Annotated in this window: 12 protein-coding genes; 8 read left to right on the top strand and 4 right to left on the bottom strand. The window is 60.0% G+C overall.

Annotated elements, in window-relative coordinates; all coding sequences use genetic code 11:
* Window positions 1-22 precede the first annotated feature (22 nt).
* From FY206_RS12770 to dsbG, 8 genes are all read left to right on the top strand, one after another.
* A complete protein-coding gene (locus FY206_RS12770; RefSeq protein ID WP_032640665.1) occupies window positions 23-1039 on the top strand; it encodes a LacI family DNA-binding transcriptional regulator in 1017 nt (338 codons plus the stop codon).
* An 89-nt stretch (window positions 1040-1128) separates the two neighbouring features.
* A complete protein-coding gene (locus tag FY206_RS12765) occupies window positions 1129-2679 on the top strand; it encodes a methyl-accepting chemotaxis protein (protein ID WP_032640663.1) in 1551 nt (516 codons plus the stop codon).
* 198 nt (window positions 2680-2877) lie between these two features.
* Window positions 2878-3297: a hypothetical protein gene (locus tag FY206_RS12760; protein WP_023327517.1), complete on the top strand. Its 420-nt coding sequence runs from the start codon at window positions 2878-2880 to the stop codon at window positions 3295-3297.
* A gap of 5 nt (window positions 3298-3302) precedes the next feature.
* Window positions 3303-3863, top strand: coding sequence for an RNA polymerase sigma factor (locus tag FY206_RS12755; protein ID WP_080283023.1), 561 nt, complete (start codon window positions 3303-3305; stop codon window positions 3861-3863).
* Window positions 3864-3950: 87 nt separating this feature from the next.
* Entirely contained in the window at window positions 3951-4319 is a 369-nt protein-coding gene (locus FY206_RS12750) for a hypothetical protein (RefSeq protein ID WP_032640659.1), read from the top strand.
* A gap of 48 nt (window positions 4320-4367) precedes the next feature.
* Window positions 4368-6392: a protein-disulfide reductase DsbD family protein gene (locus tag FY206_RS12745; RefSeq protein ID WP_032640657.1), complete on the top strand. Its 2025-nt coding sequence runs from the start codon at window positions 4368-4370 to the stop codon at window positions 6390-6392.
* Window positions 6393-6399: 7 nt separating this feature from the next.
* Window positions 6400-7011 (top strand): DsbA family protein, encoded by a 612-nt coding sequence (locus FY206_RS12740; protein ID WP_032640655.1) that lies wholly within the window; start codon window positions 6400-6402, stop codon window positions 7009-7011.
* Between the two features lie 41 nt (window positions 7012-7052).
* On the top strand, window positions 7053-7811 hold the full coding sequence (gene dsbG / locus FY206_RS12735) for a thiol:disulfide interchange protein DsbG (RefSeq protein ID WP_032640653.1): 759 nt from the start codon (window positions 7053-7055) through the stop codon (window positions 7809-7811).
* Between the two features lie 38 nt (window positions 7812-7849).
* Here the strand turns inward: dsbG and FY206_RS12730 are convergent, their stop codons facing one another.
* The 4 genes from FY206_RS12730 to FY206_RS12715 all read right to left on the bottom strand — a co-directional run bounded on the left by FY206_RS12730 (window position 7850) and on the right by FY206_RS12715 (window position 14368).
* The gene (locus FY206_RS12730) at window positions 7850-9142 is read right to left on the bottom strand and encodes a glycoside hydrolase family 10-like protein (protein WP_032640651.1); all 1293 of its coding nucleotides are present in this window, start codon (window positions 9140-9142) and stop codon (window positions 7850-7852) included.
* A 7-nt stretch (window positions 9143-9149) separates the two neighbouring features.
* Complete coding sequence (locus FY206_RS12725; protein WP_032640648.1) at window positions 9150-9437, bottom strand: VF530 family protein; 288 nt, start codon at window positions 9435-9437, stop codon at window positions 9150-9152.
* Between the two features lie 93 nt (window positions 9438-9530).
* Window positions 9531-11702 carry a glycoside hydrolase family 2 protein gene (locus FY206_RS12720; protein ID WP_032640645.1) on the bottom strand — a complete coding sequence of 724 codons (2172 nt, stop codon included), beginning with the start codon at window positions 11700-11702 and terminating at the stop codon, window positions 9531-9533.
* Complete coding sequence (locus tag FY206_RS12715; RefSeq protein WP_045890097.1) at window positions 11699-14368, bottom strand: hybrid sensor histidine kinase/response regulator; 2670 nt, start codon at window positions 14366-14368, stop codon at window positions 11699-11701. Before FY206_RS12715 ends, FY206_RS12720 begins: the two co-directional genes overlap by 4 nt.

Raw genomic sequence — 14368 nt, 5'->3', positions numbered from 1 at the left:
TGGCAGCCGGATCTAAGTCGTTGTGAGAAAAACAAAACGCGTCACCATTAAAGACATCGCGGAGCTGGCGGGGGTATCAAAAGCCACCGCCAGCCTGGTCCTGAACGGGCGCAGCAAAGAGCTTCGCGTGGCGGAAGAGACGCGCGAGCGCGTGCTGGCGATCGCCAAAGAGCATCACTATCAGCCCAGCATTCACGCCCGGTCGCTGCGCGATAACCGCAGCCACACCGTTGGCCTGGTGGTGCCGGAGATCACCAACTACGGCTTCGCCGTCTTTTCTCACGAGCTGGAAACGCTGTGCCGCGAGGCGGGCGTTCAGCTGCTGATCTCCTGCAGCGATGAAAACCCGGGGCAGGAGACGGTGGTGGTGAACAACATGGTGGCGCGTCAGGTCGACGGGCTGATTGTCGCCTCCAGCATGCTCAATGATGCGGACTACCTTAAGCTCAGCGAGCAGCTCCCCGTGGTGCTTTTTGACCGCCATATGAACGACAGCGCGCTGCCGCTGGTGATCACCGACTCCATTACGCCAACGAAGGAGCTGGTGGCGGACATTGCGCGCCAGCATCCGGATGAATTCTATTTTCTGGGCGGCCAGCCGCGCCTTTCTCCGACGCGCGACCGTCTGGACGGGTTTAAGCAAGGTTTGCGTGAGGCTGGAGTAGCGCTGCGCCCGGAGTGGATCATTCACGGCAACTATCACCCAAGTTCCGGGTACGAGATGTTCGCCGAGCTCTGCGCCCGCCTGGGGCGTCCACCGAAAGCGCTGTTCACCGCCGCCTGCGGGCTGCTGGAAGGGGTGCTGCGCTATATGGGCCAGCATAACCTGCTGCAAAGCGATATCAGGTTAGCCAGCTTTGACGATCACTATCTCTACGATTCGCTGACGATCCCGGTGGATACCATCCGCCAGGATAACCGCCAGCTGGCGTGGCACTGCTTTGATTTGATTGGCAAACTGATCGAGGGCGAGACCCCGGAACCGCTGCAACGGAAGCTGGATGCTACCCTGCAGCGACGCTATAAGTCAGCGAAATAGCCCGACCTGATACTTCAATAACTTTAATTAATTTAAGTTTTGGAATGGCCGATAACCATAAGGAATAATTCTCCTTGAGGTATTGGTTTATGTCGTTGAAAAAGTCGTCACTGATTGTCCTGTTCTCGCTGCTTTTCTTCTTTGTCGTCAGCACCGTTACCAGCGTTGGCCTCATCATTAAAAGTAATAATTCGCTGGATAACGTTAACAAAGAGATTCAGGTCGTGCTGTCCATTATCGACCCCATCAACCACAGCCGTACGCTGCGCGTTAGGGTGATGGAGTATGTGAAGATGGTGGAAGCGGGCAATACTGCCGACGAGTCTGCAAAGCTATCTGCAGTGAAAGAGGCCCTGACCAAAGCGGATCGCGCCTTTGCGGCCTTTATGGCGTCGCCGCGTCTATCGGATGAAGCGCCGCTGGTAAGCGCCTATCAGGACGCCTGGCAAAACTACCGCAACCAGGGGCTGGCGCCGCTCATCGACGCCGCCGAGGCGCACGATGTTGCCAAATTTAACGCGCTGATCCCGGAAGTTTCCCGCCTCGACCGCCAGTACGAAATCGTTCTCGACCAGGTCCTTTCCGTCCACCAGAAATACGCTAAAAGCCTGAACGAGGACGCGCGCAGTAATTTCGTCTCTGGCCTGGCGATCATTGCCGCTATCGCCAGCCTGTTTGTGCTGGTGATTGTTGCCGTCAGCATCTTCATGAAGCGCTTCGTCTTCGCGCCGGTCAACCTGGCGCGCGAGCACTGTAGCCAGATTGCGGCAGGCAAGCTGGACGTTCCGGTGCCGGTGAAGGGAAGTGTACATAACGAAATCGACCAACTGATGGGCTCGATGGAGCAGATGCGTCAGGCGCTGCTGGCGACCATCGCCCAGGTGCGCGATGCGAGCCACACCGTGACGCACGCGGCCCAGGAGATTGCCTCCGGCAATATCGACCTGGCGTCACGCACCGAGCAGCAGGCGTCCGCCTTAACCCAGACGGCGGCCAGCATGGAAGAGCTGAGCGCGACGGTGGCGAACAATACCGACAACGTGTATCAGGCCGGAAAGCTGGTCCAGGACGCGGTGAACAATGCCCATACCGGCGAAGCGGTGACCCGCGAGGTGATCGACACGATGAATACCATCGCGGCGAACTCGAAGCGCATTGAAGACATTACCAGCGTGATCAACAGCATCGCCTTCCAGACCAATATCCTGGCGCTGAACGCCGCGGTTGAAGCGGCGCGAGCCGGCACGCAGGGGCGCGGCTTTGCGGTCGTGGCCAGCGAAGTGCGCACCCTGGCGCAGAAAAGCGCGGTGGCGGCCAAAGACATCGAAAGCCTGATCGCGCAGTCGGTCTCCAGCGTGAAAAACGGTGCGGAGCTGGTGAGCCGCTCGGGCGAGGTGATTGACTCGATTATTTTGTCGGTGAACAAAGTGAATACGCTGATGGAGCAGATCTCCGTGGCTTCGGAAGAGCAGAGCCGCGGGATAAGCCAGGTCGGCCAGGCGGTGACCGAGATGGACGGCGTAACCCAGCAGAACGCCGCGCTGGTGCAGCAGTCCGCTGCGGCAGCGGCCTCGCTGGAAGAGCAGGCGCAGCAGCTTTCGCGGAGTATTTCGAGTTTTAGGTTGCCGATGCAGGCGTAAGCCTTTGACATGCCGGGTGGCGCTGACGCTGACCCGGCCTACGAAACGTGCAGGCCCGTGCAAGCGTTAGCGCCGCCGGGAAATAGCCGCGATGGCGAAGCCAGAAAAATTATTTCATTCACCCCAGCAATATTTCCCTTCCTCATCCGTCTACCTCATCACAAGCCATAATCAGTTACGGTAAACGAGGTAAACACCATGAGAGATTTTGAAATGCACGGCAGAGGTCACGGGCGCGGATTCGGTCGCCACCGTATGGGCAAGGGCTTAGTCATCGGCGCGGTGATTTTCATCGTGCTCGGCCTGCTGGTGATGTCCCTGTGGAACGCCTTGCTCCCGGCGATCCTCGGCGTTAAGGCCATCGGATTCTGGCAGGCGCTGGGCATTCTGGTGCTGAGCCGCATTCTGTTTGGCGGGCTGGGGTTCCGCCCGGGCATGTTTGGCGCGCACCGCCGTATGCACGAGCGCTGGATGAACATGACGCCCGAGCAGCGCGAGGCGTTTATTCAGCAGCGCCGCGAAGGCTTTGGCCGCCACGGTCGCGGGCACTGCGGCTGGCACGGACATCGCGACGACAAGCGCGATGACGCCACGCCAAAAGCGCCGGACGCAGAGTGAGCGAAATGAAAGCCGGGGAGGCGGGCGGATCCCTGTTGATGTCGGCGCTCAACGCCTGCCGCGCCCGGCTGAAGGCCTTCATTCGCGGGCGGACGCCCGTCCGCGATGACGCCGACGACATTTTGCAGGAAGTGACGTATCAGCTGATGAAGGTGGAGCAGCCGGTCGAAAACGTCGCCGCCTGGCTGTTCCGCGCGGCGCGTAACGAGATGACCGACCGGGCGCGTAAAAAGCGCGAGGTGTCGCTTTCCGGCTATTTTACGGGCGAAGATGATGACGGTTTCCCTGAGGACGAGCTGGCCGAAACCCTGTTCGGCGTCCCGCACACGCCGGAAGAGGAGTACCTCAAAACGCTGCTGTGGGAAGAGCTGGGTCAGGCGCTATCTGAACTTCCTCAGCCGCAGCGCGAGGCGTTTGAAAAGACCGAGCTTCACGGCTACAGCATCAAAATGCTGGCAGAGGAGACCGGCGCCAGCGAGCAGGCGCTGTTATCCCGCAAGCACAAGGCGGTGCTGTTTCTGCGCACGCGCCTGCGGGACGTTTATGACGCGCTGACGGGCGAATAGCGGCGGCAGACAAAACCTTACACTTCCGGCACTTGTAGATTCATCACTATCGTTTATGATCGGGGCGTCTTGTCACTCTGGAATGTTATGCGCAACCGTCAGCTCCTCGGAAAATGGCTTTTGATCGTCACCTGTCTCGCGATGGCGCTTTGCCTCGTGCAGCGCGCGGTGATGCTCAACCATTTTTTACAGGGCCTGGAGACGCAGACGTCCCTGATTGCAGATGCCCCGTCGCAAAGCAGCACCGAGCAGTCCGGGCCATCGCCCTGTCAGCTAGGCGCACACTCGCTGCTTTGCGCGCAGCCGCTGTTCTTCGACGGCGCGCTGCCGGCCATTATTATCTTCTTCGCGCTGCTACAGCTGTTTACGCAAGGGCGGGCATTTGCGTCCGTGGAACAGCCCGTTCAGGCTCCGCCTCCCCGAATACACCTTAAAAACTGCGTCTTCCGTGAATGAAAAACATCGTCACCACGCGATAATTTTTCACTGTTCACGGAGTAAAACATGGTTAACCTCTTCAGGGGATTCGTCTTCCTGTGGCTGTCCTGCATCGGCATTGTCCATGCGGCAGACACCGGCTGGCTGATCTCCCCACAAAACGATCACGCCCGCATCCGCTTTCAGGCGGAGAGGGAACAAACGCACGTTAAAGGCCTGCTCACCGTTGAGCTCAAGCCCGGCTGGAAAACCTACTGGCGATCGCCCGGCGAGGGCGGGGTTGCGCCGACAATCCGCTGGCCGGAGGGCGTAACGGATAGCTGGTCCTGGCCGGTACCGTCGCGCTTTGATATCTCCGGCATGACGACCCAGGGCTATCACGACAAGGTCACGATCCCCATTACGCTCGACGGCGTGAAGGGCGACGCGCTCGACGCAACGCTCACGCTCTCTACGTGCAGCAACGTCTGCCTGCTGACGGACTACCCGCTGCATCTCGATTTTACCCAGCCCGTGGATGAGGGTTTCCGCAGCAGCTTCGAGCAAGCAATGCGCGCCATTCCGGGCACGTCCGGCGTATCCAAGGATCTCTCCGCCTGGCTTTCAGGCGACAAGCTGGTCATTACCGGCACGACGGACGGGAAATGGGATAATCCGGGGATCTACTTTGACCCGCTGGAGGGCGACATTCTGCCCGGCGAGCCGGTTATTACGCACGACGGCAATGCGCTTCGGGTTACGGTACCCGTGACCGATGAATGGGGTGATAAACCCGCGTCGCTGGAAGGCAAGAGGCTGTCGTTTGTGCTGACCAGCGGCGGTCACGCGCAGCAAACCACCATGACCGTTGGCGCTGCGCCCGCCGAGCCTTACGCGCCCGACGGGACGGGAAAAATGGTGCTCTTTGCCCTGCTGGGCGGGCTGATCCTCAACCTGATGCCCTGCGTGCTGCCGGTGATGGGCATGAAGCTTAACAGCATCCTGCAGGCGGGATCGGACAGGCGGGCGATCAGGCTGCGCTTCCTCGCCACCAGCGCAGGGATCCTCACCTCCTTTATGCTGCTGGCGGGGATGGTGACCGCGCTTAAGCTGACCGGGGCGTCGCTGGGGTGGGGCATTCAGTTTCAGAACCCGTGGTTTATCGGCCTGATGGTCGCCGTCACCTTCCTGTTTGCGCTGAACCTGTTTGGCGCGTTTGAGGTGCTGCTGCCTTCTGCCGCCTCAGGACGGCTGGCAACCGCAGGCGGCAGGGGGCTTGGCGGCAGCTTCTGCGAAGGGGTGTTCGCCACGCTGCTGGCGACGCCGTGCTCCGCGCCGTTCCTCGGTACCGCGGTCGCCTTTGCGCTTGGCGCGCCGCTGCACGCCCTGTGGCTGATCTTCCTGATGCTCGGCGTGGGCATGAGCCTGCCGTGGCTGTTCGTTGCCCTGGTGCCGAAAACGGCCATGCTGCTGCCGAAGCCCGGCCGCTGGATGAACACGCTCAAGGTCATTCTGGGCCTGATGATGCTGGCCTCCAGCCTCTGGCTGGCGACACTTCTGAGCGGGCATCTGGGCGAGGCGGTTAGCCAGATCGTGATGCTGGTGCTGACGGCCGTCGCGCTCGTGCTGTTCGCGCTGAAGGGGCCAAAATCTTCACCGCTGTTTTGGGTCGTGGTCATCGTGCTGCCGGCGTTCGGCGGGTATCAGGCGCGCGGGCTGCTAAACGCGCCGCCGGACGCTCCGGCACAAAACGTTGCGCAGACCATCCCGTGGCAGCCGCTCAGTGAAGAGGCTATCGAAAGCGCGCTGGCGCAGGGGAAACGGGTGTTTGTGGACATTTCGGCGGACTGGTGCGTGACCTGCAAAGTTAACGAGCACCGGGTCCTGAACCAGCCTGACGTCATTGCCGCGCTGCGCCAGCCGGACGTGGTGGCCCTGCGCGGAGACTGGAGCCAGCCGTCCGCGTTTATCGCGGATTTTCTGGCGAAGCGAAACCGCTACGCCATTCCGTTTAACGCCGTGTATGGCCCCGGCCTGCCTGAGGGGGAGATCCTCTCGCCGCTGCTGGACACGCACGCCCTGGTCACCACCCTGAACAACGCAAAAGGCTAACTGTGTCATGAAAAAACTCCTTATCACGCTTATGCTCATGCTGGCCCCGGTTCAGCTGTTCGCCGCCCAGCCGCTGACGCCGGACCAGGAGCAGCGCGCGCAGAAGATGATCGCGGATTTTCTGTTTAACGATCCGAACTCCCCGCGCATCGGGGCAAAAAATCCGAAGCTCACTCTGGTGGTGTTTACCGACTACAACTGCCCGTACTGCAAGAAATTCGATCCGTACCTGGAGGAGATCGTTGAAAAACATCCCGACGTCGCCGTGGTGTTTAAGTTTTTACCTTTCCGCTCGGAAAGCTCGCTAACCGCCGCGCGAGACGCCTTAACGCTCTGGCGTCAGGATCCCGGGCAGTTTATGAAGCTGAACCATGCCCTGATGGCGAAGAAGGGGTACCACGATGACGCCAGCATTCAGGAGGCGCAAAAGCGGGCGGGCGTGAGCGTCACGACGCCGGACGAGGAGAGCCTGATGACGATCAGGCGCAGCCTGCTCGTTGCGGAAAAAATGGGCATTCAGGGCACGCCCGCCACGCTGATTGGCGAGGGATTACTGCCAGGCTGGGTGCCGTTCGAACAGTTCGACGAAATGGTCAGCGACGCGCTGAAAAACCGCTAACCTGAAGGGGGCGTAATGCCCCCGAAAAACCGGAGAGGGAAATGAAAAAATTATTGTTACTTTCGGCGCTGGCGACCTCAGGGCTGGTCCAGGCCGCTGACGCCATACCGGATGTGGTGAAGCAATTCAGCGAGCAGCAGGACATTAAAATCATCAAGAAGCTGGATGCCCCCGGCGGCGCGCCTGCCTGGCTGGGGCAGTATCAGGACATGGGCGTGACGCTCTTTTTAACCCCGGATGGCAAGCACGTGATTTCGGGCTATCTGTACGACGAAAAAGGGAAAAACCTCAGCGAGGGCTATTTCCAGAAAGAGATCTACGCCCCAATGGGACGTGAAATGTGGAAGAACCTCAATGCGGCGCATCCCCTGAAAGAAGGGGCGGATAACGCCCCGCGTAAGGTCTTTGTCTTTGCCGATCCGTTCTGTCCGTACTGCAAGCAGTTCTGGGCCGAAGCGCAGCCGTGGGTGAAGGCGGGTAAGGTTCAGCTCAATACGCTGCTGGTGGCGTTCCTCAACCCCAACAGCGGACGTAACGCCGCCGCCATTCTGAATGCGAAAGATCCGGTTGCGGCCTGGCGCGAATACGAGCTCTCCGGCGGCAAAAAGTTACCGAAGCCTGAGGGGGAAGCGTCGCGCGAAACGGTAGCGATCCTGCAGAAGCATCAGGCGCTGATGGACAGCCTGGGCGCTAACGCCACCCCGGCCATTTACTATCTCAATGCGGATAACGAGCTGCAGCAGGTGGTGGGGATGCCGGACGCGCAGCAGCTTGAGGCGATGTTCGGGCCGAAGCCGTAAAAAAAGGCAGAAATGGGGCGTTTCTGCCTGACCGTTATTCAGCTACCCCAGCGTCCACGGAGATAGTTCACCGCCTGCTGCGTCTGCGGCTTGTTCAGGTAATCTTCCCGGAACAGGATGGTGCCGTTGACGTTGGGCAGCGAATCGTTGAGATCGAGCTGTTTTTTCAGCTCCGGCACGCCGCCCTGAACCGTCCAGTCCGGCTCGTTTCGCGACGGCTCGCCTACCTTGTAAAACGCTATACCGATATACAGGCGAGTGTGGGTCGGCTTCACGACGTCGGCCCACCATTTGGTCAGCACGTCGTAGCGGGCGGCATCCCGGGCAAAAGGCCAGTAGATCTGCGGGGCGATGTAGTCCAGCAGGCCCTGCTGCACCCACTGACGCGTATCGGCGTAGGATTCATCATAGGCCGCGGCGCCGCGGGTGTCGGAGCCTGCCGGGTCAAAGGAGCGGTTACGCCACACGCCCGCCGGGCTGACGCCAAACTCAACGTCGGGCTTTGTCTGCTTGATTGCGCGGGAGACCTGGACGATCAGCTGCTGCGTGTTGTGTCTTCGCCAGTCTGCCTTTGAGGCAAATCCCTGTCCGTACTGCCGGTAAGTCTGTGAATCATTCAGCGCGGATCCCGGGGATTCGGCGTAAAAGTAGTCATCAAACTGCACGCCGTCTACCGGATAGTTCGCCACCACTTCGGTCACCACGCGGGTGATCCAGTCGCGCACTTCCGGAATGCCGGGATCGAGCACGAAGCGATCGCCCGAGATGCGCACCCACTCAGGGTGCTGGACATAGACGCTGGACGGGGACTGATACGCGGTCCGGTTCAGGGCGGCGATGGTGGACGGCTTGGTGTTGGTGGATACGCGGTACGGGTTGAACCAGGCATGCACCTTCATGCCGCGCTTGTGCGCTTCATCGAGCATAAACTGCAGCGGGTCGTATCCCGGATACTCCCCGATGTTGCCCGTCAGCATATCTGACCACGGTAAAATTTTGGATGACCAGAGCGCCGTGCTGTCCGGCTTCACCTGGAAAAATACCGTATTAATGCCGAGGTGCTTCAGGTTGTCGAGCTTTGCAATCAGCGCCTGCTTTTGCATCGCGATGCGCTGGTCCGCGCTGCGGCCGTTCACCGAGGCCACCGGCGGCCAGTCGAGGCGCGAGACGGTCGCCAGCCAGATCCCGCGCATCGGCTCGTTGGTCTTCTGGGCGGGTTTGCTCACGGTGGGGAGCGGGGTTACCAGTGATTTGGGTGGTTTTGAGGAGCAGCTTACAAGTAAAAGTGCGCAGGCCGTCAGCGCACCAATCCGTTTTACGTGTCGCGTCATTTGCGTATTAGCTCTTGATAATCCGACTGTTGGCCCAGGGATTAAAGGCGGGTGCCGCCTGTTCTGCGCTCACCTCATCGTGAAGGGAGTCCAGATACAGGGCTTCAACTTCCGCGCGCGCCCACGGGGTGCGGCGCAGAAATTTCAGGCTCGACTTAACGCTGGGGTCTTTTCTGAAGCAGTTAATTTTGATGCGGTCGCCCAGCTCGCTCCAGCCATACTTCGCCACCAGGGCGTTGACCATCATCTCCAGCGTTACGCCATGCAAAGGATCTTTGGAAATATGTGCAGTCATAGGCGTCCGGGCGTCTCGCTTAATTGGGATTGGGGTAAACGCTGAAAGGGTACAAGAAAGCAGGGGAAGCGGCAATTTTCCTTTTCCCCTCGCTCACTTTATGACGGACTCCGTGCGCTGGTTTTCACCGACAATTTTTCCCGCGCCGTTTTCAATCGTAAAGTGAATCGACACGTCGTCCTGGCCCGCGGGCGTGACCGTAAGCGTTTTAACCATCGTTCCCGAGTCGGCGGCGATCGTCGTCGTTGTCGTGCCTTTTGCCAGTATCTTATTGCCCTGGCTGATGCGCCAGGACAGACGACATTCGCGGCACGGTTTCCAGGTGTCGTTGATGGCCCAAAGACGCACGGTGGCCGCCGCCCCGGATGTCCACTGGGCGGTGACCGGCTCAATGGACGGCAGAATCGGCTGGTAGGCGCGTTGTAACGCGTAAAACCCGGGCTTAGGCTTACGCAGGTAGTCGACCACGCCCCAGTTGATAGAGGGCCAGGTTTCCACAAACATGAAGTGGAACAGGGCCGTCACCGGCTGGTATCGCTGTCGGCGATAGCTTTCTGCCGCGGTGGCGACCAGCTGAGACTGATACGCCTGGGTGTTGCGAATCATCTCCTGAATAGTCTTCCCGCGCGGAATACCGGCAAACTTAAAGGTCTGGAAGGGCTGAAAGTTATGGTATTTCCAGACGCTCCAGCCGGGATCGTCAGCGGCGCTGGTTTTTGGCCACAGATGCGACGCTGGGATGATGGTTTTTAGCGTGGACAGGCGGGGCAGCGCCTGCGCGCCGAACTCGGTAATGATCCCCGTTTTGGCCGGCGTAAGCAGGTCGCGTACGGTGCCGAAATACCAGCCCGCCCAGTAATGTTCCTCAACGGCGGAAAAACGGTGCACGATGCGGGAACTATCTTCGGCCAGCGTATCCGCGACCCGTTGCGTAAGCGTGCGGTTCAGATCTTTATTCCAGTCGGGAAAGCGTTTTTCCATCCACGGCGAGTTCCACGGCGGTTCGTTATGCCCGCCCCAGACGATAATGGCGGGGGAATTACCGAACTGTTCGATCATCTCCCGCGTCTGTCGGACCGCGTTTTCCGTAAAGGCATCGCTGCTGTCGTAGCCCCACTGCAGCGGAACGTCCTGCCAGATCATCATCCCCATCTCATCGGCCACGTCATACAGCGCGCGCCCGGCAACGTGTCCGTGCACGCGTATGGCGTTGGCGTTCATGGCTTTCACCAGCTGAAGATCGCGACGGTATTTCTCTCGCGTCATGGTGCTGAGCCAGGGGGAACCGATGTAATTACTGCCCTTAATGAAAAGGCGCCTGTCGTTAATAAGCCAGCCCTTATTGTCGGGCTGCTCGACGATTTTACGCAGCCCGGTGCGGGTTGTCGCCGTGTCCATCACGCCGTTTTCATCGCGTAATGCCACGCGAATGTTATACAGGTGCGGTTTCCCCGTGCCGACCGGCCACCACAGTTTTGCCTCCGGCATCGGTAGCGTCACCTGCGCGGAATGGGCGCCGCTTTCGAGGGTAACCGATAAATCTGCCTGGTAGCGCTTGCCGCTGAAGTTGGCGGGCGTGGCGGTGAGCCGCACGGTCGCCGGGGCCTGACCGCGCGCGCGATAGCGGATCTCGGCCTTCAGCGTTGGGTGCGTCAGCCCCCGGGACCAGTCCGGACGGAGGATAACGTTGTCGATCGCAACACCCCGGCTGAGATGCAGCCTGACCGGTGCCCAGATGCCGCCAGAGTTGGCGTCCTGTCCTTCCGGCGACCAGGCGCCCCCGGGGCGCGTATCATGCTGGTTAAGGATCCCCTTCATGGCGGTCTTATGCAGCGGCCAGACCGTGTGCGGATCTTCGTAAGGGCTATCCACCCTCACCACAAGGCGGTTGTGACGTTGTAATGCCGGGCTGGCATCCAGCGAAAAGCGCTGAAAATAGCCCTCATGCTTGCCCAGCGGCTGGCCGTTCAGCGTGACGTCCGCCAGATAATCGACGCCGTCAAACACCAGGGTGCTCATCACGTCAGGCGGCTGCGCGGGCAGGGTAAACGCCTGCTTATACCACAGCGCACCCTGATGATCGTACCCGGCGCTGTACCAGTTGGCCGGGACCTTAAGCGCGCGCCAGCCTGACGCGGGAGGCGTGGTGCTGTCGTTAGCGTCCTGAACCTGCCACTCTCCCGCAAGAGACCAGCTGACCGGGACCGGGTTCGCCGCCAGCGGGGGAATAAAGAGCGATAAAAGCAGCACGAGGCTTCGCGTCATGGTTCGTTTACCCCGCGCGCGTTGAGCCACGCCAGCAGGCGCAGCGATTCCTTACGAAGATTGTCATTCAGCGCCGCAAGCTGTTGCCCATCCAGCGCATGCGCGCCGCTTTCCAGCCCCTGGAGCAGCCGGGCGAGCGTGCTGAAGTCCAGCGTGACGGCTTCTCCGCGCAGCTTATGGGCAGCGCGTCGCAGCGCGTCGCGATCGTTGCCGTCGATGGCCAGGGTAATGGTTTTAATCGCCTCATTGAGCCCTTCGCCAAACAGGGCCAGCAGCTCCTGCACCAGGGCGGGATCGTCAGCGCACTGTTTCAGCAGGCGCGCTTCATCCGGGAAACCGGCTGACTCATCGTGGCGCTCGAGCACGCGGGCAATCTCTTCGGCGAGACGCGCCTGGCTGATGGGCTTAGCAATGTAGCCGTCGAACCCCATGTTGAGACAGCGCTCTTTATCCCCCTGCATGGCGTGTGCGGTCATGGCAACGGTGGATTGAGCCGGGCCGGGGCGGGACCGTTCTTCTTCCCGCAGCAGGCGAATGGCGGTCTCACCGTCCATCTCCGGCATCTGAAGGTCGATCAGCAAAACGTCCCAGACGCCCGCGCGCCAGCGTTCCAGCAGCGCGACGCCGTTATCAACGATCTGACAGGTGTGGCCGAGCCGCTCGAGCAGGCGCGCGGCGACCTTCTGGTTAACCAGATTATCTTCTGCCAGCAGGATCCGCAGCCCCGTCGCCACGGAAGAGGCGGCAGGCGCGGGCGTGCTTTCACCCACGGGCACCGGCGAACGCTCAAACGCGGCGGCAATCGCCTGATGCAGCTCGTCCTGGGCGATAGGCTTATGCAGATAGCTTTTAATCCCGATCCGCTTCAGCATAGTGATATCAAAATGCCGGCTCATGGAGCTCAGCATGATGATATGGCTTTCAGCAACCTGCGGCAGTACCGAAAGCTCAAGGGCCAGGGACACGCCGTCCATCTCCGGCATCTGCGCGTCCAGCAGGATCAGCGGCCATACTGTTCCCGTTTTAACCCGGTCAATGGCCTCGCTGGCGTTGTTAACGCAGGTGGGTTTTAGCCCCATCTGGCTGAGCATGGCGGCCAGCAACTGCAGGTTGGTTGTATTGTCATCGACCACCAGTACCGCCTCTCCATTGAATCGGTGGCTATATGGCCGTTCCTCTGAAGAGAGCGCACAGGCGGCTAGCGGTAACGTAAAGGCAAACTCGCTGCCTTTTCCGGGCTCACTGCTAACCGTTAGCTTGCCTCCCATTGCTGAAACCAGCCACGAAGAAATGGTTAACCCGAGTCCTGTTCCGCCATAGCGGCGGGTGGTTGAATTATCCGCCTGGCTGAAGGCTTCAAAAATGACCTTCTGCTTATCAGCCGGTATACCAATGCCGCTGTCGCGGACGCGAAAACGCCAGTGACTCTCGCTATCGCCGGGCTCGACAATCAGGATAATTTCCCCCTGATGGGTAAATTTCAGCGCGTTACCCAGTAAATTAGTCAGGACTTGACGAAGCCGGTCGCCATCAACAAGCAGGATGTCTGGTACAACGGGTGCGATATCAACCAGAAGTTCAATGCCTTTATCACTCGCGCCGGGCATTAGAGGGCGAATCAGTGACTGTATAAAAGGGCGAATATTAACCGGCCCGGAGTCCAGTACCACTTTGCCAGCTTCAATACGGGAAAAATCGAGAATATCGTTGATGATATGCAGCAGAGACTGCGCTGAACTCATAACCAGCGTCAGATAATCGCGCTGATCGGCGCTGAGAGGGGTATCGAGGCATAGCTGGGTCATGCCGATGATGCCGTTCATCGGGGTGCGGATTTCATGGCTCATATTCGCCAGAAACGCGCTTTTCGCCTCGTTGGCTTTTTTTGCCTCAAGGGCTGAGGCGATCGCCTGAATTTCAGCCTCTTTACGCCGGGTTATATCCTGAAGCGTGCCAATAACCCGTTCGGCGTTTCCGTCGATGGAGAGCGTGACCACCTGTCCGGACAGCAGCATCCAGCGCAGCCCTTCGCCTGGGTGATGCACGCGGATCTCGCATTCAAAGACCGGGCGGTGATCCTGCTTCGAGTCGTCCAGCGCCTTGCCCAGCGCTGCGCGATCGTCCTCGTGGACCAGGTTGAGCAAAAAATGCACCGGATAGTGCCACCGGGTGCGCGACTGACCGAGCATGGCGAGCAGGGTATCGTTCACCTGGAGCGTGTCGCCAGAAACCTGCCAGTCCCAAATCCCGATATGAATGGATTCCGCCGTCAGCAAAAAGTCGTCATGCAGCTGATATCGCGCGCGCTGGGCTTCGTCCAGCTCGGTGATGTCGCTGTGGAGGCTGACAATGCCGCCGTCCGCAAGCCGCTGGTGCTGAACGAAGATGCGGCGCTGTCCGGCCTGGCGCACCTCGCAGTGTTTATCCTGCCGACAGTTGCGCACAATCGACTCGCGCAACGTCTGGCGCAGGCCGGGATCGACGTTGTAAACGGCATCGATAAAGCGCTCCGCCAGCGCTTCAAGGGTCGTCCCTTCCTTCAGCCACGGGGTGATGACCGGATAGAACAGGGCCACGTTGTGATTCCAGGCCTGCAGGCGTTCATCACGGTCATAAATCATGACGGCGGCCGGCAGCGCGTTAAGGTCGTACGTGAATGCGCTCAT

This window comes from Enterobacter chengduensis, assembly GCF_001984825.2.
In the GTDB taxonomy this organism is placed as follows: Bacteria; Pseudomonadota; Gammaproteobacteria; order Enterobacterales; family Enterobacteriaceae; genus Enterobacter; species Enterobacter chengduensis.
This window is presented reverse-complemented; position numbering and strand designations above follow the sequence as displayed.